At 68.6% G+C, this 18,277-nt stretch carries 17 protein-coding genes; 9 read left to right on the top strand and 8 right to left on the bottom strand.

Annotation, left to right across the window (positions count from 1 at the left end; translation table 11 throughout):
* The first annotated feature begins 87 nt into the window (after positions 1–87).
* Both ACFPUZ_RS07745 and ACFPUZ_RS07740 read left to right on the top strand, forming a co-directional pair.
* A complete protein-coding gene (locus ACFPUZ_RS07745) occupies positions 88–1,989 on the top strand; it encodes an N-acetylmuramoyl-L-alanine amidase (protein WP_377001281.1) in 1,902 nt (633 codons plus the stop codon).
* 141 nt (positions 1,990–2,130) lie between these two features.
* A complete protein-coding gene (locus tag ACFPUZ_RS07740) occupies positions 2,131–3,504 on the top strand; it encodes an HNH endonuclease signature motif containing protein (protein ID WP_377001279.1) in 1,374 nt (457 codons plus the stop codon).
* On the opposite strand, the gene glpK (ACFPUZ_RS07735) is transcribed toward ACFPUZ_RS07740, so the two are convergent.
* From glpK (ACFPUZ_RS07735) to serS, 5 genes are read right to left on the bottom strand one after another with little or no spacing between them, the layout of a single operon-like run.
* The gene (glpK, locus tag ACFPUZ_RS07735) at positions 3,501–5,009 is read right to left on the bottom strand and encodes a glycerol kinase GlpK (protein ID WP_377001278.1); all 1,509 of its coding nucleotides are present in this window, start codon (positions 5,007–5,009) and stop codon (positions 3,501–3,503) included. The genes ACFPUZ_RS07740 and glpK (ACFPUZ_RS07735) overlap by 4 nt on opposite strands.
* Positions 5,010–5,012: 3 nt before the next feature.
* Positions 5,013–6,443 (bottom strand): glycerol kinase GlpK, encoded by a 1,431-nt coding sequence (gene glpK, locus ACFPUZ_RS07730; protein WP_377001277.1) that lies wholly within the window; start codon positions 6,441–6,443, stop codon positions 5,013–5,015.
* Positions 6,434–7,264, bottom strand: coding sequence for an HAD family hydrolase (locus tag ACFPUZ_RS07725; protein WP_377001276.1), 831 nt, complete (start codon positions 7,262–7,264; stop codon positions 6,434–6,436). The genes glpK (ACFPUZ_RS07730) and ACFPUZ_RS07725 overlap by 10 nt, the downstream gene beginning before the upstream one ends.
* A gap of 5 nt (positions 7,265–7,269) precedes the next feature.
* Positions 7,270–8,193, bottom strand: a complete 924-nt coding sequence (locus ACFPUZ_RS07720; RefSeq protein ID WP_377001275.1) for a lysophospholipid acyltransferase family protein — start codon at positions 8,191–8,193, stop codon at positions 7,270–7,272.
* 10 nt (positions 8,194–8,203) lie between these two features.
* Positions 8,204–9,463 carry a serine--tRNA ligase gene (gene serS / locus ACFPUZ_RS07715; RefSeq protein WP_377001273.1) on the bottom strand — a complete coding sequence of 420 codons (1,260 nt, stop codon included), beginning with the start codon at positions 9,461–9,463 and terminating at the stop codon, positions 8,204–8,206.
* 92 nt (positions 9,464–9,555) lie between these two features.
* Here serS and ACFPUZ_RS07710 point away from each other — a divergent pair, with 92 nt between their 5' ends.
* Genes ACFPUZ_RS07710 through ACFPUZ_RS07700 form a run of 3 tightly spaced genes read left to right on the top strand, consistent with a single transcriptional unit; the run spans position 9,556 to position 11,711 of the window.
* A complete protein-coding gene (locus tag ACFPUZ_RS07710; RefSeq protein ID WP_377001271.1) occupies positions 9,556–10,311 on the top strand; it encodes a GntR family transcriptional regulator in 756 nt (251 codons plus the stop codon).
* Between the two features lie 36 nt (positions 10,312–10,347).
* A complete protein-coding gene (locus ACFPUZ_RS07705) occupies positions 10,348–11,364 on the top strand; it encodes a septum formation family protein (protein ID WP_377001270.1) in 1,017 nt (338 codons plus the stop codon).
* Positions 11,364–11,711 carry a metallopeptidase family protein gene (locus ACFPUZ_RS07700; protein ID WP_377001268.1) on the top strand — a complete coding sequence of 116 codons (348 nt, stop codon included), beginning with the start codon at positions 11,364–11,366 and terminating at the stop codon, positions 11,709–11,711. Before ACFPUZ_RS07705 ends, ACFPUZ_RS07700 begins: the two co-directional genes overlap by 1 nt.
* Positions 11,712–11,776: 65 nt before the next feature.
* Here the strand turns inward: ACFPUZ_RS07700 and ACFPUZ_RS07695 are convergent, their stop codons facing one another.
* Both ACFPUZ_RS07695 and pheA read right to left on the bottom strand, forming a co-directional pair.
* Entirely contained in the window at positions 11,777–12,457 is a 681-nt protein-coding gene (locus ACFPUZ_RS07695; RefSeq protein ID WP_377001267.1) for a histidine phosphatase family protein, read from the bottom strand.
* On the bottom strand, positions 12,454–13,386 hold the full coding sequence (gene pheA, locus ACFPUZ_RS07690; RefSeq protein ID WP_377001265.1) for a prephenate dehydratase: 933 nt from the start codon (positions 13,384–13,386) through the stop codon (positions 12,454–12,456). Before pheA ends, ACFPUZ_RS07695 begins: the two co-directional genes overlap by 4 nt.
* A 40-nt stretch (positions 13,387–13,426) precedes the next feature.
* Here pheA and ACFPUZ_RS07685 point away from each other — a divergent pair, with 40 nt between their 5' ends.
* The 4 genes from ACFPUZ_RS07685 to ACFPUZ_RS07670 all read left to right on the top strand — a co-directional run bounded on the left by ACFPUZ_RS07685 (position 13,427) and on the right by ACFPUZ_RS07670 (position 17,176).
* Positions 13,427–14,617, top strand: a complete 1,191-nt coding sequence (locus ACFPUZ_RS07685; RefSeq protein ID WP_377001437.1) for an amidase — start codon at positions 13,427–13,429, stop codon at positions 14,615–14,617.
* On the top strand, positions 14,614–15,327 hold the full coding sequence (locus ACFPUZ_RS07680) for a CPBP family intramembrane glutamic endopeptidase (protein ID WP_377001264.1): 714 nt from the start codon (positions 14,614–14,616) through the stop codon (positions 15,325–15,327). The genes ACFPUZ_RS07685 and ACFPUZ_RS07680 overlap by 4 nt, the downstream gene beginning before the upstream one ends.
* Positions 15,328–15,337: 10 nt before the next feature.
* Complete coding sequence (locus tag ACFPUZ_RS07675; RefSeq protein WP_377001262.1) at positions 15,338–16,516, top strand: LCP family protein; 1,179 nt, start codon at positions 15,338–15,340, stop codon at positions 16,514–16,516.
* 192 nt (positions 16,517–16,708) lie between these two features.
* The gene (locus ACFPUZ_RS07670; RefSeq protein ID WP_377001261.1) at positions 16,709–17,176 is read left to right on the top strand and encodes a hypothetical protein; all 468 of its coding nucleotides are present in this window, start codon (positions 16,709–16,711) and stop codon (positions 17,174–17,176) included.
* 85 nt (positions 17,177–17,261) lie between these two features.
* On the opposite strand, the gene ACFPUZ_RS07665 is transcribed toward ACFPUZ_RS07670, so the two are convergent.
* Entirely contained in the window at positions 17,262–18,176 is a 915-nt protein-coding gene (locus tag ACFPUZ_RS07665; RefSeq protein ID WP_377001260.1) for a DUF5926 family protein, read from the bottom strand.
* Positions 18,177–18,277 lie beyond the last annotated feature (101 nt).

The following is an 18,277-nucleotide window of genomic DNA, read 5'->3' as shown; positions in this document are numbered from 1 at the left end:
GGATGTGTACTACAGTTCACTCGTGACCAGTTTGGCCACACCTTTATCCGCTATTTCTGCCGTCAATTTGTTCAGGGAGTCCCCATCGTGCAGCAGCGACGCCGTATCGCCACAGGGCAGACCAGCGTCAACCCGACGTTGGCCGTTGTCCTGTCTCTCGCCCTCATCGTCTCCGCCGCGTTCGGCGGCAACCAGATCCTCAAGACCCAGGACGTCGGCAGCGGACCGATCGACGTGTCGAACACCTCCGCGTCCTTCGCCACCGGCGACAACATCGTCATCGACGACGCCGCCATCGCCCAGCAGTCCGGCGTCCCCGGCCCGCGCACGGTGAAGGAGTTCACCCGCGACGAGCAGTTCTCCATGTTCGCCATCACCTGGCTCGACGACCGCGACCTCGCCGCCTACGTCCGCGCCGAGATGCCCGACGGCTCCTGGGGCCCCTGGTGGGACGCCGAGGCCATCGGCGAGACCGGCCCCAACGGCGAGAACGGCACCGAGCTGATCTACGTGGAGCCGACCAACAAGGTCCAGGTCTCCATCGTCGGCGTCGACATCCTCGGCGAGCCGGAGATGGAGCCCGTCTCCCTGGCCCCGCTGCCCACGAACTACGGCGACATTCAGCCCGTCGCGGACGTCGCCAGCCCCGAGGACCTCGACGTCGTCTTCATCGACGGCAACGCCGAGGCCGGCGGCATCGCCCTGGCCACCGATTCCGTCACCCGCGGCATGCCGTCGGTGGTCACCCGCGCCGGGTGGGGCGCCCCCGCGGGCAACAACTGCCGCACCACCATCGACAATGAGATGGTCGGCGCCGCCGTCCACCACACCGCCGGCTCCAACGGCTACACCCAGGCCCAGTCCGCGGCCATCATGCGCGGCATGCGCGACTACCACGCCAACAACCTGGGCTGGTGTGACATCGGGTACAACGCGGTCGTCGATAAGTTCGGCACCATCTACGAGGGCCGCGCCGGCGGCCTGGACAAGAACGTCCAGGGCGCGCATGTCGGTGGCTTCAACAAGGGCACCTTCGGCATCTCCATGATGGGCAACTACGACCAGGTCGCCACGACCCCGGCGATGATCAAGTCCGTCGGCGACATGATCGGCTGGAAGGCCGCCATCGCCGGTTTCGAGCCCAAGGGCACGAACCAGTACTACACGTACGGTTTCCAGGGCTCGAAGTTCGCCGCGAACACCACGGCCACGCTGCCGAACATCTTCGCCCACCGCGATGCGCACTACAACACCTGCCCGGGCCAGTACGGCTACGCGCAGATGGGCACCATCCGCGACATCGCCCAGGCGAAGTACCAGGCCATCAAGTCGGGTACCGTGCAGCCGACCCAGACCCAGCCGACTCAGACCCAGCCCCAGACGACGACCACGCCGGTCACCCCGACGACCACGCAGCAGTCCCCGCCGCCCGCGCCGCGCCCGCAGCCGGATCCGCTCAACATGATGAGCAACGCCGCAGGTGGTGACACCACCGCGCTGCTCACCGTCGCCGGCACGCTGGCCGGTCTCGCCGTGGCGTTCCTCGCCTCCGAGGGCACCGTCCCGGGCACCACCCGCCAGGTCGGTGACATCGCGGTGCTCAACGACGTCAAGCTCACCGACCTCAAGCCGGTCCTGGACATCGTGTCCACCCTGGCCAACAACCCGCAGATCGAGCAGGCCGTCAACCGCATCGGCACCAACTACGGTGCCGTGCTGGGCAACCCGCGCGGTGGCCTCAACACCGGTGAGGCGACGTACGCGCTCTTCGACAACGGCGTCATCATCGACGAGGCCGCCGCCCCCGAGGCCCGCGCACTGTGGGGCGCCTTCGCCGACCTCTGGGCCGGTCAGGGCTTCGACCTCGGCCCGCTGGGCATGCCGCTCACCGAGGAGTACCAGGAGGGCGATCTCGTCCGCGTCGACTTCGAGGGCGGCTACGCCACCTACAACCCCTCCGACGGCAACGTTGACGTCAAGCTGAACTAGCTTATCGACGCCCCACAGCCCCTGACCTCACGGTTCAGGGGCTGCTCGCCGTTGCTACCCCCGGAAATCACCCCTGTGTCGGGGTCGTGGTTTAGGTTGGGGTTCGAACGGGAAAGCGAAGGGATCGAGGGGGTGAGAAACATGGCGCAGCCATCGTGGGCGGTGCTGGACAAGAGCAATTTCCATTACGAGTTCCGGGTGTCCAAGGTGAAGGCCGAGTACGAGATGTGGCGTTCCGCGCAGCCCATCCGGGACGTGCGCAGCCACGAGGACTGGACCACTCTGTCCTCGGTGCTCCGCAGCCAGCTGGGGGAGCCCAAGCACCGCCAGGCGCGCTTTCTCGACGCCCTCGACTGCCTCGACCGCCTGCCCCGCCTGCGGGCCTTCGTGGAGGACTCCTGGCTGCTGGACATGGAGCAGCTGTCCTTCATCGAGCGCGCGGTGTGCGAGGCACCGATCGCCATCCAGGACGACGACTTCTTCTGGAAGGCCCTCGACGAGGACCTCATGGAGCGTTTCACCCCGTCCCGCCCCCGCCAGCTGACGCCGACGAACTCCACGATCAAGGCCACCGTCATCGGCACGATCCGCAGCGTGGAGCACCTCGCCATCCCCGACTCACACCCCCTGGGCAACAAGCCGGTGGAGGGCCCGGCGACCTGCGAGAACCCGGGCGAGCTGATGTCCACCCTGCCCCCGGTGGAGGAAGAGACCTCGTCGCTGATCATGCAGGATCTCCCGGGCGGGAACGTGCGCTTCGATCTCTCCGTCGGGCAGGCCGCCGGTACCCAGATCGCCGATGCCGTCATGCAGGTCGCCAACGAGCAGAACTGTTCCCAGGCGGAGGCTCTCAGTGGACTCATTCTGGGCAACATCAGCACCCAGGTGACCACGCTCGTCTACGCGGCCAAGGATGTCGAGGACGCCCCCGTCTACCACCCGGAACGCGGCCTACTTTCCGCCGAGGCAGCCGCCACGCTCCAGGAGCTGGTCACCAAGACGCTGGACATGGACGAGGCGGCCGACGCCGCGACCTGCGCCTACGAAACCACCGACCTCATCCGCGCCTACCTCTTCGGCCGGGACTGGACCTGCCGCTGGCCGGGCTGCTCCCGCAAGGCCACCCACTGCGACGCCGACCACCGGATCAATCACGCCGACGGGGGTCCGACCACCGCCGCCAACATGATCATGCTGTGCCGCCACCACCACAACCGTAAGACGGACAGACAGGCCTTCTACCTGCTCGATCACCACACCGGCGACGTCTACTGGCTCTTCGCCGACGGCACCTACGTGGTCGATGCCGCGACCGGGCCTCTCGCCCCGAAGCAGAAGCGCTGGGTGCAGACGTTCTCGCAGCGCCGCCTCCGCCTCCGGGAGAGGCTGGCCGCGCAGGCCGCCGCGGAACGTTTCGAGAACTACCAGCACCGCATCAACTCACCGCCCGAACCGCGCCGCTACCTCCCCTGGCGCCGGGAACGCGACCCCGATGGGCTGACGGTGGAGGTTTAAGCCCAGTTGAGGGAACGCTCCACCGCCCGGTTCCAGCCCTCCACCAGGTCATCCCGCTGCTGATCCGACCACTCCGGACCCCACGTCCGGTCGGGTGTCTGCAGGGCGCGGACCTCCTCCATTCCTGCCCAGTAGCCTGCTCCGATACCGGCCGCGAAGGCGGCTCCGATGGCGGTGGTCTCGATGTTGCCCGGACGCACCACCTCGCACCCGAGGACATCCGCCTGCAGCTGCATGAGGGTGTCGTTGGCGGTCATGCCGCCGTCGACACGCAGGCTCGACAGCTCGATGCCCGAATCAGCCACCATCGCCTCGACCACCTCGCGGGTCTGCAGGGCGGTGGCCTCCAGAGCGGCCCGGGCCAGGTGGCTGCGGTCGGCGAATCGTGTCAGGCCGACGATCACGCCGCGGGCATCGGGACGCCAGCGCGGAGCGAACAACCCCGAGAACGCCGGCACAATGAACACACCCCCGTTGTCCTCCGCGGCGATCTGCTCGACTTCTTCTGCGGAACGGATGATCCCCAGCTGATCCCGCAGCCACTGCACCAACGAGCCACCGACCGCCACCGAACCCTCCAAGGCATATACGGGCTTTTCACCCGCGCGCTGATAGAGCACCGTCGACAGCAGGCCATGCTCGGAGAACTGCGGCTGCTCACCGGTGTTGAGCAGCAGGAACAACCCCGTACCGTAGGTGTTCTTGGCGTCGCCCACCTCGAAGCACCCCTGGCCGAACATCGCCGCCTGCTGGTCTCCGAGGACCCCGGCGATGGGGACCCCCGCCAGGGTGCCGCGCCGGCGCACGGTGCCGAAGTCCCCGAGGGAGGGACGGATCTCGGGCAGGACCGACAGCGGCACCCCGATCTCCGCGCACAGTTCCTCGTCCCACTGGCAGGTACGCAGATCCATGAGCAGCGTGCGCGAGGCGTTGCTCACGTCGGTGGCGTGCACCGCCGGGTGACCGTCATCCCCGCGCGCCCCGCCGGTGAGATTCCACAGCAGCCACGTGTCGATGGTCCCGGCCAGCAATTCCCCCGCCTCCGCCCGGGCGCGGGCACCCTCGACGTGATCGAGGATCCACGCGATCTTCGGGCCCGCCGGATAGGAGTTCGCCAACAGACCCGTCCGGTCCAACCACCGGCGCGGATCGTCCCCGGCGATGGAGGACGTGCGGGTGTCCTGCCACACGATGGCGTTGTGGATCGGCCGCCCCGTGGCCTTCTCCCAGACGACCGCCGTCTCCCGTTGGTTGGTCAGACCGAGGGCGGCGATGCGGTCCGGGGAGACGTCGATGTCGACCATGGCGGAGGACACGGCCCGGCGGGTGTTGGCCCAGATCTCCAGGGGATCATGCTCCACCCATCCCTGACGCGGCATGATCTGCCGGTGTTCGTACTGCCCCGAGGACACCACCTGACCTGCGGCGTCGATGATGACACACCGTGTCGACGTCGTGCCCTGGTCAATCGCCGCCACATATTGTTTCGGATGCGAAGCCGTCATGGCTCAATCCTGCCACGTCCACCCCAGTGACCTCTCCACCGCGCGGTTCCACTGCTCCACCAGCGCCCGACGACGCGCCTCCGGCCAACGGGGTGACCATCGCCGATCTTCGTGGAGGAGGGAGCGGATCTCCGCGGGGGAGGACCACACCCCGGCGTGGAGCCCGGCGGCGAAGGCCGCGCCGAGGGCGGTGGTCTCAATGTTCACCGGACGCACCACCTCGCAGCCCAGGACATCTGCCTGCAACTGCATGAGGGTGTCATTGGCGGTCATGCCGCCGTCGACACGCAGGCTCGACAACTCAATGCCGGAGTCCGCCACCATCGCCTCGACCACCTCGCGGGCCTGCAGGGCGGTGGCCTCCAGGGCCGCCCGGGCGATGTGCGTGCGATCCGCCGTCGGGGTGAGCCCGACGATGACACCGCGGGCATCGGGGCGCCAGCGCGGAGCGAACAACCCCGAGAACGCCGGCACGATGACCACTCCCCCGTTGTCCTCCGCCGCGATCTCCTCCAGCTCCCGCGCGGAACGGATGATCCCCAGCTGATCCCGCAGCCACTGCACCAGGGACCCACCGACCGCCACCGAACCCTCCAACGCGTACACCGGCTTCTCACCCGCGCGCTGATAGAGCACCGTCGACAACAGGCCATGCTCGGAGAACTGCGGCTCCTCCCCGACGTTGAGCAGCATGAACAACCCCGTGCCGTAGGTGTTCTTGGCATCGCCGACCTCGAAGCACCCCTGCCCCAGCATGGCCGCCTGCTGGTCCCCGAGCAGGCCCGTCACCGGCACCCCGTCAATGGTGCCGAAATCCCCGAGGGAGGGACGGATCTCAGGCAGGACCGACAGCGGCACCCCGATCTCCTCGCACAGCTCCTCATCCCACTGGCAGGTGCGCAGATCCATGAGCAGCGTGCGCGAGGCATTCGTCACGTCCGTGGCGTGCACGTTCCCGTCCGTGAGGTTCCACAGCAGCCACGTGTCCATGGTGCCCGCCAGCAGCTCCCCTTCTCCGTCGGCGTGCTCGAGGATCCACGCGATCTTCGGGCCCGCCGGATAGGAGTTCGCCAATAGGCCCGTCCGACTCATCCACCGCCGCGCATCGTCCCCGGCGATGGACGACGTGCGGGTGTCCTGCCACACGATGGCGTTGTGGATCGGCCGCCCGGTCGCCTTCTCCCAGACGACCGCGGTCTCCTGCTGGTTGGTGATCCCCCACGCGACGATGTCCTCCCGGGATACCGCAGCTATGGCCCGGCGGGTGTTCTCCAGGATCTCCCGGGGATCGTGCTCCACCCACCCCTGGCGCGGCATGATCTGCCGGTGCTCGTACTGCGCAGAGGACACCACCTGACCTGCGGCATCGACAATGACGCAGCGGGTCGACGTCGTGCCCTGGTCGATCGCCGCGACGTAGCGCTTCAGAACCACCGTTCCAGGACCTGCGCCAGGCCGGCCTCGTCGTTGGTTCCGGTGACCATGTCGGCGACGTCCTTGACGGAGTCGCGGGCGTTGCCCATGGCGACCCCGATGCCGGCCCAGGCGAGCATCTCGATGTCGTTGGGCATGTCCCCGAAGGCGATGACGTCACGCTGGTCGATCCCGTGCATGGCGGCGAGCGTCGACACGCCCAGCGCCTTGGTCACCCCGGGAGCGGCGATCTCGAGCAGCCCCTCGTTCATGGAGAACGTCACGTGCGCGACATCCGGGTCAAGGTAGGGGGTGAGCAGGTCGAACATCTCCGGCGCGCTCAAACCTTCGTGGCGCAGGATCATCTTCACCGCCGGCTGGCTGATCACCTCGTGTTCGGGGAGCACGCCGAAGGCCTGCTCCTCCCAGGTGTGGAGGAAATCGGGCGTGACCACGAACATCTCCTCCTCCGGGTCGAAGGCGGATCGGCCGACCCGTTCGCAGCCGACGCTCACGCCGCCCACGTCGTGGAACGCCTCTTTCGCCAGGTCGACGACCTCGGCCATGGTTTCCGGGGTCAGGGTGTGGGAGGCGATGACCTGGTCGTTGGCGGAGTCGTAGACCACCGCGCCGTTGGCGGTGACGCACACCGGGCGGATGGGCAGCTGGTCCAGGACGGGGAAAATCCACCGGTGCGGGCGCCCCGTCGCCAGGGCGACCTCGGTGCCGGCCTGCACAGCACGGACGATGACGTCCCGGACCCGCGGGAGGATGCGCTCCTGCGAGGTGATGATGGTGCCGTCGACATCGCTGGCCACCAGCTTCGGTGCCGGACTTTCCATGGTGTTTATCTCCTGAGTTTTTCCTTCACCTTGTCAATGAAGGAGCGTGCGTTGCCGAGCTTGGCGTCGGCCCTCTTGTCCAGTTTCACGGCCGCCTTGGCGGCTTTCTCGGCCTTGGCTTCGGTGTCGATCCGGCGGGCGTCGATAAGCGTGGGGGCGGAGCCGCCGTCCTCGGTGGGGATCCAGAATTCGCCGGCCGGGAACGGGCCGTAGGCCCGGTTGTAGTCGTCCTGGACGCGGTCGAGGAGCTGCTGCATGGCGACCTTGAGGCGCTCGATCGCCACATCCGGGTCACCGCTGGGGTCGATGGGCTCCCCGACGCGGATGAACACGGGGGTGTTGCTGCGTCCGAGGCGCTTGGGGTGGCCCTTCGTCCAGATGCGCTGCGAACCCCAGATGGCCATGGGGATGAGCGGGGCGCCGGCCTCGGCGGCGATGCGGGCCGCACCGTTCTTGAACTCCTTGAGCTCGAAGGAACGCGAGATCGTCGCCTCCGGGAAGATGCCCACCAGCTCCCCGGCGCGGAGGCGCTCGACGGCCTCCACCAGCGAGGCGGCGCCGGCGGCGCGGTCGACCGGGAGGTGCTTCATGGCCCGCATGAGGGGGCCGATGACGGGGGCGTCGAAAATCTCCTTCTTCGACATGAACCGCACCAGGCGTCGACCGCGCAGGTGCGCGGGGATACCGCCGAAGATGAAGTCGTAGTAGCCGGTGTGGTTGCTCGCCAGCAGTCCCGGGCCGTCGAGCGGGATGTTCTCGGCGCCGAAGACGGTCAACCGGATGCCCTGGGCCTTCATCAGGCCGCGGACGAGCGGGATGATGATGGTGTTGTACGGACGCTCCCGGGCCTCGACCGGGTGGTCGGGGACCTCGGGCAGCTCGCGCGGGACGTAGAAGCCCCGGCGCTTGGTGAACGGTCGCTTGGCCATGATCACTCCCCTACTTCTTCGGTTCGAGTACATCCTTGCCCACGAACGGGCGCAGCGCCTCCGGAACCACGACGGAACCGTCGGCCTGCTGGTTGTTCTCCAGGATGGCGACGAGCCAGCGGGTGGTGGCCAGCGTGCCGTTGAGGGTCGCGGCGATCTGCGCCTTGCCGTTCTCGTCCCGGTAGCGGGTCTGCAGGCGGCGGCCCTGGAAGGTGGTGCAGTTCGAGGTCGACGTCAGCTCGCGGTAGGTGCCCTGGGTGGGGATCCACGCCTCCGTGTCGAACTTGCGGGCTGCGGACTGGCCGAGGTCGCCGCCGGCGATGTCGATGATGCGGTAGGGCACCTCGACGGCGGAGAGCATGTCGCGCTCCATGTCGAGCAGCGCCTGGTGCTGGGCGACGGCGTCCTCGGGCTTGCAGTAGACGAACATCTCCAGCTTGTCGAACTGGTGGACGCGGATGATGCCGCGGGTGTCCTTGCCGTAGGAGCCCGCCTCACGACGGAAGCAGGAGGACCAGCCCGTGTACTTCACCGGCCCCTGCGAGAGGTCGATGATCTCGTCCTTGTGGTAGCCGGCCAGCGCGACCTCGGAGGTGCCGACGAGGTAGAGGTCGTCGCGCTCGAGGTAGTAGATCTCCTCCGCGTGGTCGCCGAGGAAGCCTGTACCCGCCATGATCTCCGGGCGCACCAGCACCGGCGGGATCATGAGCTGGAAACCGGCCGCGCGGGCCTTCTGCGCCGCGAGCATCATCATGCCCAGCTGCAGGAAGGCGCCGTCACCGGTGAGGTAGTAGAAACGCGCGCCGCCGACCTTGGTGCCGCGTTCCATGTCGATGAGACCGAGGGACGTGCCCAGCTCCAGGTGATCCTTGGGGGCGAAGTCGAACTCGCGCGGCTCACCGACGTGCTCGAGGATGACGAAGTCGTCCTCCCCGCCGGCCGGCGCACCCTCGACGACGTTGGACAGCTGCATCTGCAGCTCCTGCACGGCCGCCTCCGCCGCTTTCTCCGCCTCCTCGGACTCCTTGACCTGGGCCTTCAGCTCGTTGGAGCCCGCCAGCAGGGCCGGGCGGTCCTCCGGGGCCGCTTGTCCAATCTTCTTGCCGAAGGCCTTCTGCTCACCGCGCAGCGTATCGGCCGCGGAGATCGCCGCGCGCCGTTCTTCGTCGGCGGACAGCAGCTTATCGACGAGCGCCGGGTCCTCACCCCGCGTCACCTGGGAAGCTCGGACGACGTCGGGGTTCTCGCGGAGGAATTTAAGATCAATCACGCATCCGAGCCTACCGCGCCCACCTGCCGGTCGCCCCGATCGCAACCCCATTACCCTGCACTGGTCATAACCACCGGACTAGTATTGACTACATGGCTGCTGCCCCCGACCCTCAGTTGCCCGCCACCGTCATCACGGACGGGCCGAAGCCCAAGCACGCGCAGCTGCGGGCGATCCTCGAGGAGATGTGCACCACCCAACTCCACCCCGGCGACCTGCTCCCCGGCGAGCGTGTCCTCGAGGAGACCTACGGGGTCTCCCGCATCACGGTGCGCCGCGCGATCGGGGACCTGGTGGCCAGCGGCCGCCTCCGGCGAGCCCGCGGCAAAGGCACCTTCGTCGCCCCGAACCCGCTGGTCTCCCGCCTGCACCTGGCCTCCTTCAGCTCCGAGATGAAGGCGCAGGACGTCACGGCGACGTCGAAGATCCTGCTCTCCGAGCGCGCACCCGCGCCCTCCCCGGTCCTGGACTTCTTCGGCTCGGCCCCCGCCACCCTGCACACCCACCTGCGCCGCCTGCGCCTCGGCGACGGCCAGCCCTACTCCATCGACGACGGCTGGTACAACGCCGAGCACGTGCCCGATCTGCTGGAGAACGACGTCTACAACTCCGTCTACTCCATCCTGGAGAACCATTACCGCGTGCCCGTCACCGAGGCCGATCAGGTGGTCACGGCCGTCGGCGCCGACGAGCAGCAGGCCGCGCTCCTCGACATCGCACCCGGCACCGCGCTGCTGCACATCGTGCGTTTCTCCCGTTCCGGGGCGCTGCCCGTGGAGTGGTGCTCCTCCGTCTACCGCACCGACCGCTACCGGCTGAACACGCGCGTGACACGCGCCGGTAACTAGATTTTCGATACACCCGAGGGGCAGAATAGGGACACTATGAGGACATCCACCGCCCGATCCGCGGCAGCTGTGCGCACCGGCCTGGTGGCGGCACTCGCCGCCGCCGTGGCCGTCGGCTCCTACGGTTTCTTCTCCGAGACCACCACCGGCGACGGCTCCCCCGTGAGCAGCGTCGCCGGCCCCGCGAGCGGCGAGAAGCGGGAGAACGGCAACGGGTCCGCCCCCTTCACCACCGCCGATGTCGGCGCCTGCCTCACCTGGGACATCGCCGCCGACGGCACGGTGAGCAACTTCCAGCAGGCCCCCTGCGCCGGGGAGCACCGCTTCGAGATCTCCGCCCGGGAGAACCTCGCCGCCTACCCCTCCTCCGAGTTCGGCCGCACCGCCTCCATCCCCGACCTCACCCGCCAGGCCCAGCTGCGCGAGGAGCTGTGCCAGTCCCCGACCCTGCGCTACCTGGGCGGACGCTTCGACCCCGTGGGCCGCTACTCCATCGCCCCGATCCTCCCGCCCGCCGAGGCCTGGGCCGCCGGCGACCGCACCATGCTCTGCGGCATCCAGTCCACCGACGCCGCCGGGGTGCCCATGCTCACCACGGGGGCCGCCGCGGAGCAGGACCAGGCCGTTGTGGCGCAGCCCGGGCAGTGCGTCTTCGTCGATGACTCCCGCTCCCTGCGCACCGTCGACTGCGCGGAGAACCACCAGCTGGAGACCACCTCCATCGTCGATCTCTCGCCCGTCTTCCCCGAGGGCACCCCGAGCATCGAGGACCAGGACCGCCACCTGCAGGACGTGTGCACCCAGGCCGCCATCGAGCATCTCGGCGGCGAGGAGGCCCTCTACCAGTCCACGCTGCAGCCCTACTGGGGCACGCTGGGGCAGGCCTCGTGGATCGGTGGCTCCCGCTCCGTGAACTGCTCTCTGTTCCACCCGACCCCGGAGGGCGGTTTCTCCAACCTCAACGGCACCGCCCGCGAGGGCCTGCTCATCGACGGCCACCCGCCCGCCGAACAGCCGCCGCGCAACCCCCTCCGCGAGCAGCCGGCCCCCTGATGGTCGACATCAGCGACGAGGATTTCGACGACCTGGTCAACGACGCCCTCGACCAGATCCCCGACGAGTTCGCCCGGCAACTGCGCAACGTGGCCATCCAGGTCGCGGACTACAACGACGAGCACCCCACCTACCTGGGGCTCTACGTCGGGGTCGCGCTGCCCGACCGGACGCACCACCACACCGGTTTTCTGCCCGACGCCATCTTCATCTATAAGGAGGCGCTCAAGCGCTATTCCCACTCCCTGGCGGACCTGCGGGAGCAGGTGAAGGTGACCGTCTTCCACGAGGTCGGGCACTATTTCGGGCTCGAGGAGGACGACCTGGAGAGGCTCGGGTGGGGATAGTCCTGAAAAGCTGACATCGCGCTTATCGACGCCCCCCATTCCCCCAGGTCAGCAAAGGTGTGATGTCAGGGAATCAGGTCCGCCCAGCGCACCAGCTTCCACTCCCCGAAAGGCCGGTCGCCGGGCTCCAGCACGATGAAGCGGCAGTTGCCCAGGTACCCCGCGAAGGCGAAGTCGGGGTCGACGCTGGCGGCGTGCGCGGCCATGGTGCGGATCGCCGCGCCGTGGCTCACCACGAGGACGTCCTTCGCGGCCCCGTCCGCCAGGTGCGCGAGGGCGAGGTTCTCCATGACGGGCCGGTAGCGGTCCATGAGTTCGAGATAGGTCTCCCCGCCCGGGATGCGCGCCTCGGCGTCGGCGTCGAGCCAGCCCCGCAGGGCGGTGGCGTAGGAGCGGTGGGAGTCGTCGTCGGAGAGCATCTCGTGGTCGCCGGCGAAGATCTCGTGGAGGCCGACTTCGACGTCGATGAGCATCTCCCGTTCCCGCAGGCCTGCGGTCTGCTCGAAGGCGGTCATCGCCAGCAGGGCGGTCTGCTGGGCGCGCAGCGCCACCGAGGAGACCACCGCGCCGAGGCGCCCCGGGGAGCCCCCGCCGGCCCGGCAGTACTCGACGAGTTCGACGCCGACATTCCACGCCTGGTTGCGTCCGGTGTCGGTGAGTTCCGCCCCCGGCGGGCGGGTGTCCAGTTTGCGGGCGACGTTGCTGTGGGTCTGGCCGTGGCGCAGGAGGATGAGGCGGCCGCTCATGCCCGTCCCTCCCGGGCGGCGCGGACCCAGTCGGTGGCGCGGTCGAGGCGGCTCAGGTCGGTGGCCACGCGTCCCGGGGTCGGGGGCACGGGCCAGGAACCGAGGTAGGTGATGTCCTCGGCGCGCAGCCACAGGGCGCGGAGGGCCTCGGCGACGGGGGCGTCGTCGATGTGGCCGACCAGATCCACGTAGAAGTGGTAGGTGCCGAAGGCCCGGCGGGTCGGGCGGGACTCGATGCGGCTCATGTCCACGCCGCGCAGGGAGAACTCGGTGAGCGCGCCGACCAGGGTGCCGGGTTCGTTGGGGAGGGTGAACACGACGGTGGTCTGGTCGGCGCCGGTGCGCGGGGTCGGCACCCCACGCGGTCCGACGACGACGAAGCGGGTGCGGGCCCCGGCGACGTCGGCCACATCGCGCGCCACCACGTCGAGCCCGAAGAGGACGGCGGCACGGTCGGGGGCGGCCGCGGCATCCACGCGCCCCTCGGCGACGGCCTCCGCAGCCGCCGCGTTGGAGGACGCGGGGACGAAGCGGGCACCCGGGATGTGCGCGGCCAGCCACTGGCGCACCTGCTGATGCGCCACAGGGTGGGTGGCAAAGGTCTGCACATCCTCCAGTGCCATGCCGGGGCGCAGCATGATGGAGAACGCGATCTCGATCTCCAGCTCGTAATAGACCTGCACTCCCCCGGCCTCGACCAGCGCATCAAAAGTGGAGGTCACGGCCCCGTCGACGGAGTTCTCGATGGCCACGCACGCGAAGTCGGCCCGCCCGGCGCGCACCGCGTCGAGCGCCTCCCGGGGGGAGTTCACCGGCAGGGGGGTCACCTCGCCCGGCCCGAAGGCCCCGGCGTCCTGGAAACGGATGAGCGCGGCCTCGGTGAACGTGCCCGCGGGGCCGAGGTAGGCGACGGTGGTGGTCTCAGTCATGTCTGCCAGCCTATCCAGTCGTATTCTGGTCCGCATGACCATGTCGGTGCCTGAGCTCGTCGATAAGCTGCGGTCCGGCGAACTCTCGGCGACGGACTCCGTCGAGCGTCTCGCCGCGCGCGTCGCCCCCGGGGACGGCTTCTCGCACCTCGCTCTCGAACAGGCGCATGAGCGCGCGCAGCGCCTCGACCGGCAGGTCGAGCGCGGCCGCCTCCACGGTCTGCTGCTGCCGGTGAAGGACCTCGCGGACGTCGCGGGCATGCCCACCACCTTCGGCTCGGCGCACCGCACCCGCCTCGCGGAGACGACCGACACGCTGCCCGCCGCGCTACTGGAACAGGGCGCGATCATCCCCGGCAAGTCCCACACTGCGGAACTGGGGCTGATGATCTACACCGAACCTCCCGGCCTCGATTCCCCCAGCAACCCCCTGTGGCCAGGCAGAACACCGGCCGGTTCTTCCGGGGGCGCCGCCGCGCTCGTCGCCCGCGGCCTGGTGCCCGCCGCCCACGCCTCCGACGGCGGCGGTTCCATCCGCGTGCCGGCCGCCGCCTGTGGAGTCGTCGGGTTCAAACCCTCCGCCCCGCGCCTGGCCGCGCAGGGTTTCCTCACCCGCTCGCTTATCGACGCCGCCTTCCTCCTCCACCTCACCCCCCGCCCCGGCCGCCGCCGCATCGGGGTGCTCACCGAGCCGTTGTTCGCCGACACCGCCGTCGACGAGGCCCACCTGCGGGCGGTGGCTGCGGCCGCCGAGCACCTGCGCACGGCCGGGCACGAGGTCGTGGAGGTCCACCCCTACCCGGACGCCGCGGTCACTTTCGCGGCCTTCCGCACCATCTTCACCGCCCAGCTCGCCGGGCTGCCCGGGCCCGCGGAGGGGCTGGTCGCCTGGCTGCGTGCGCACGGCCGCGCGGTCACCCGCACCCGCCTCGACCAGGCCAACCGCCACGCCGATCGCCTCGGGAACCGCCTCGCCGCGCACTGGCACATTGATGCCCTGCTCAGCCCCATGACCACCACCGATCCGCCCCCCATCGGGCACTTCGCGGCGCTGGACCCGGAGGAGAACTTCCTCGCCCAGACCTGCTGGTCACCCTGGGGATCGCTGTTCAACATGACCGGTGCGGCCGCCGTGTCGGTGCCGTGGGAGAGGCCCGTCAGCGTGCACCTCGGCGCGATCCGCCTCAGCGACGGTGAACTCCTCGCCCTCGCGCAGGAGCTGCACCCGTGACCCGCCAACGCCTGTGGACCGAGATCCTCATTGTCCTGGCCGTCAGCTTCGGCATCTCCGGGGTGCGCGGACTGCTGCGCCTCACGGACGCACTCTACGATTCCCGCCCCCTCAACGAGCAGCAGATCACCCTCCACCAGCCCCTGTCGAACGCCCCGTGGATCGACTTCGGCCTGCAACTGGCCTCCGCCGGCACTCTCTTCGCCTACGGCGCGCTGGCGTTGTATCTGCTGGCCGGGCAGTTCCCCCGCCCCCGGTGGTCGGACCTCGGCTGGGGAGCGGGCCTGGCCGGCATCATCGGCATCCCCGGACTCGCCTTCTACGCCACCGCCCTGCACCTGGGACTCACCCGCGAGGTCATCCCCGCCACGACCGGCAACATCCCCGTCCTGCTCACCTGGTCCTTCGCCAACGCGTGGGGCGAGGAGATCGTCGTGGTCATGTACCTGCTCACCCGCCTGCGCCAACTCGGCTGGGGGCTGCCGGCGGCGCTCGCGTTCTCCAGCGTGCTGCGCGGTTCGTACCACCTCTACCAGGGGGTCTCCGCCGGGTTCGGCAACATCCTCATGGGTCTGCTCTACGGCTGGTTCTACTGGAAGACCGGCCGCATCTGGCCGCTCATCATCGCCCATTTTCTTATCGACGCCGTCGCCTTCGTCGGCTACGCAGCCATCGGCGGGGATCTCTCGTGGTTGGGGATCGGGTATTAGTCTTATCCCCATGCATGAACGTGACCCCCGCCGGCGGCAGGACCCGCCCCGCCGCCAGCCCGGCCGTTCCTCCGATCCCCGCGATTCCGGTGACTATGTGCTCGGGCGCGACGGCAAACCCCTGGTCGACCGCTACGGTCGGCCCGTGCGTCGGCGTACCCCGCAACGACCGCCGCGTCGAGAAGCAGCACCCCAGCAGTACATGCCACCTCGTCGGGAGGAGCCGCAGTACCGCCCCGCGCCGGCGAGCTACCGGCCCCCCGCCCCCGCCCCGCGTCGGAGGAAGAAGCGTTCCTTCAGGCCGCTGAAGACGGTGGGCGCACTGGTGGCGATCATCGTCGTGCTGGGGTTGTCCATGTTGCTGTGGGCGGATGCCCAGCTCAACCGCGTGCAGGCGCTCCCCGAACAACGGGTGGCCAACACCGCGGGAACGAACTGGCTGCTCGTGGGTTCGGATTCCCGGCAGGGCCTGAGCGACGAGGACGCCGCCCGCCTGGGCACGGGTGGCGATCTCGGCGTCGGCCGCACCGACACCATCATGCTGCTCCACATCCCCACCGTCGGACAGGCCCGGCTGGTGTCGCTGCCACGCGACTCCTACGTCACCATCCCCGGCTACGGCGACGACAAGATCAACGCCGCCTTCACCTACGGCGGACCGCAGCTGCTCACCACCACCGTGGAGAGCGCCACCGGCCTGCGTATCGACCACTACGCGGAGATCGGGATGGGCGGCCTTGCCAACGTCGTCGACGCCATCGGCGGAGTCGAACTGTGCCCCGCCGAACCGATCAACGACCCGCTGGCCAACCTCGATATCCAGGCCGGGTGCCAGACCATGGACGGCGCCACCTCCCTCGGTTACGTGCGCACCCGCGCCACCCCGATGGGTGATCTCGACCGCGTCGACCGGCAGCGTGCCTTCTTCGCCGCGCTTATCGACGAAGCCACCGCACCCAACACCCTCCTCAATCCCCTCGAGTTCTTCCCCCTCGTCGGCAGCACCGCCAAGTCCTTCACCGTGGGCAAGGGTGATCATGTGTGGAACCTCGCGCGCGTCGGCCTCGCCATGCGCAGCGGTGTGCAGACCGAAACTGTGCCCGTCGGCGGTTTCGCCGACTACGCCGTGGGCAACGTCGTCCTCTGGGACCAGGCGGGCGCGCAGGCGCTGTGGGAGTCGATGCGGTAGCCGGGCACGCCGAGCACTCTCATATATAGATTCTCCCGCACGCTTCCCGTCGCACATTTAAGGTCTCAGGTGTCACCCCTGAAACGCATCGCCGCGACCACTTCCTGCCCCACTAATACAAAGGGGCTTACCCCACCTCTTTCAGGAATGAGCGCGTCAATGAAAAACAGAGGCCACACACTCGGAATAGCAATGTCGACGCTCCTCACTGCGGTGTCCATGACGGCTTGCGGAAATCTCATCGACACGACCGTGGAGGGCCAAGTCGGGTTGACACTCGGGGACGACGGAACCATCCGCATCATGGTGCAGCCGTGCACGCTACCCATTGATGAAGTTTATGTTCTTGGTCCCATCACATACGAAAATGGCGAGGGAAAGAACAGCCTGATCTTCATGGCGAGTTCTGCCGAAGGAGTGTCCGAGCCATTCACCATCGACAATTTTGATGTCCAGCCCCCGTTCGTGGTGGAGGCGAGCAATCCCTTACCCACCGATCCGGAGTTCCTTCTGATTGTCAACGCGTTCGTAGCTGACGGTAATGCGCAGGCAAGCCAGGCTTCGGCGCGCATCTCTCAAATTCTGGCTCTCCGGCCAGGCGAGATCATAATGGGTTCCGACGACGCGATCGTGACCCTGGATCAGTTCCTGGCCTGTTAGGTGGATGAGCCCGGAACTTTCATGATGTGGACAAGGCAAAAGAGTGCGCAGCTGCGCACTCTTTTCACCGTCTGAGCTGGGATGACTAACGGATGGTCACCTGGCGGGACTTGATGTTCTGCAGCTGCTTGCGTTCGTCGGCGCTCAGCTGCTCATCGTTGGACACCTCGGCGGTGACGGCCTCGGACACGCGGTTCAGCTCGGCACCGTAGGAGTCGTGGGAGACGCTCGGGTCGAGATTGAAGACGGGCACGATGATGCCGTGGGTACGGAACACACCGGCGAACTTCGTGCCCTCACCGAGGTGGAGCTCGCCGCGGGCGGCGACGCGCGCCAGGGCGTTGAGCAGACCGTCCTCGTTGTCGTCGGGACGCACCCAGCGGATGTGCGCCTTGCCGCCGCCGGGGTTGACCCACCACACGGCACCGGGGATGTCAGTGTCAACGCGGTGGGACTCCACGACGGCGTCGTTGGCCTGCTGGAGGGCCTGCGCGGTGACCGGGTCGAGCTGGGTGCCGGCCGGCATCCACCAGTTGAAGTCCTGGTGTTCGGTGATGTCCAGTTCGGCGTCGGCGGCGATGAGTTCGCCCAGGGCCGGCTGGGAACCATCGGCGACACCCTGCTCGAGGGTGGCGCCGGCGGCGGCGTCACGCACCCAGGCCAGAGCGTAGGCGAGGTCGCGGCCCGGGTTCTGGGAGGGGATGCGGGTCTGCAGGGCCACGAAGGCCTCCTGGCCATCCTCACGGACCAGGGCGGCAGCGCCCCCGGGCAGGACGGTGGAGATGTAGATGTCGCGGTCGGTGCCGGCGACGGCCACCTTCGCGGTGGCGGCGGGGACGAACTCCTGCAGGGCGATGAGGTCCGCCTCCCCACCGATGCCGGCGTAGGGGCGGGCGTCCTTCTCCAGGGCGGCGCGCTCGGCGGCGCGGGCGGCGAGCTTTGCCTGGCGGCGGCTCATACCCTCGGGCAGGTTCTCGTTCTTCTTGTTCTTCTTGGCCATGCGTCAAAGATACCCGGCGACGGGTTGCCGAAAGGCATATCACCCTAGGCAGAGCACGGCATGGGTAGGTCGAGTGCAACCTTCCGGCGGCGGGCCTGGCT

It is taken from the genome of Corynebacterium nasicanis, assembly GCF_042658165.1.
GTDB lineage: Bacteria > Actinomycetota > Actinomycetes > Mycobacteriales > Mycobacteriaceae > Corynebacterium > Corynebacterium nasicanis.
This window is presented reverse-complemented; position numbering and strand designations above follow the sequence as displayed.

What these genes read in the sequence shown, in the direction of transcription:
- ACFPUZ_RS07740 (WP_377001279.1), top strand. Translation starts at nt 2,131, where the DNA reads ATGGCGCAGCCATCGTGGGCGGTGCTGGACAAGAGCAATTTCCATTAC.
- glpK (WP_377001278.1), bottom strand. Translation starts at nt 5,009, where the DNA reads ATGACGGCTTCGCATCCGAAACAATATGTGGCGGCGATTGACCAGGGC.
- ACFPUZ_RS07725 (WP_377001276.1), bottom strand. Translation starts at nt 7,264, where the DNA reads ATGGAAAGTCCGGCACCGAAGCTGGTGGCCAGCGATGTCGACGGCACC.
- ACFPUZ_RS07720 (WP_377001275.1), bottom strand. Translation starts at nt 8,193, where the DNA reads ATGGCCAAGCGACCGTTCACCAAGCGCCGGGGCTTCTACGTCCCGCGC.
- ACFPUZ_RS07710 (WP_377001271.1), top strand. Translation starts at nt 9,556, where the DNA reads ATGGCTGCTGCCCCCGACCCTCAGTTGCCCGCCACCGTCATCACGGAC.
- ACFPUZ_RS07705 (WP_377001270.1), top strand. Translation starts at nt 10,348, where the DNA reads ATGAGGACATCCACCGCCCGATCCGCGGCAGCTGTGCGCACCGGCCTG.
- ACFPUZ_RS07700 (WP_377001268.1), top strand. Translation starts at nt 11,364, where the DNA reads ATGGTCGACATCAGCGACGAGGATTTCGACGACCTGGTCAACGACGCC.
- ACFPUZ_RS07695 (WP_377001267.1), bottom strand. Translation starts at nt 12,457, where the DNA reads ATGAGCGGCCGCCTCATCCTCCTGCGCCACGGCCAGACCCACAGCAAC.
- pheA (WP_377001265.1), bottom strand. Translation starts at nt 13,386, where the DNA reads ATGACTGAGACCACCACCGTCGCCTACCTCGGCCCCGCGGGCACGTTC.
- ACFPUZ_RS07685 (WP_377001437.1), top strand. Translation starts at nt 13,427, where the DNA reads ATGTCGGTGCCTGAGCTCGTCGATAAGCTGCGGTCCGGCGAACTCTCG.
- ACFPUZ_RS07675 (WP_377001262.1), top strand. Translation starts at nt 15,338, where the DNA reads ATGCATGAACGTGACCCCCGCCGGCGGCAGGACCCGCCCCGCCGCCAG.
- ACFPUZ_RS07670 (WP_377001261.1), top strand. Translation starts at nt 16,709, where the DNA reads ATGTCGACGCTCCTCACTGCGGTGTCCATGACGGCTTGCGGAAATCTC.
- ACFPUZ_RS07665 (WP_377001260.1), bottom strand. Translation starts at nt 18,176, where the DNA reads ATGGCCAAGAAGAACAAGAAGAACGAGAACCTGCCCGAGGGTATGAGC.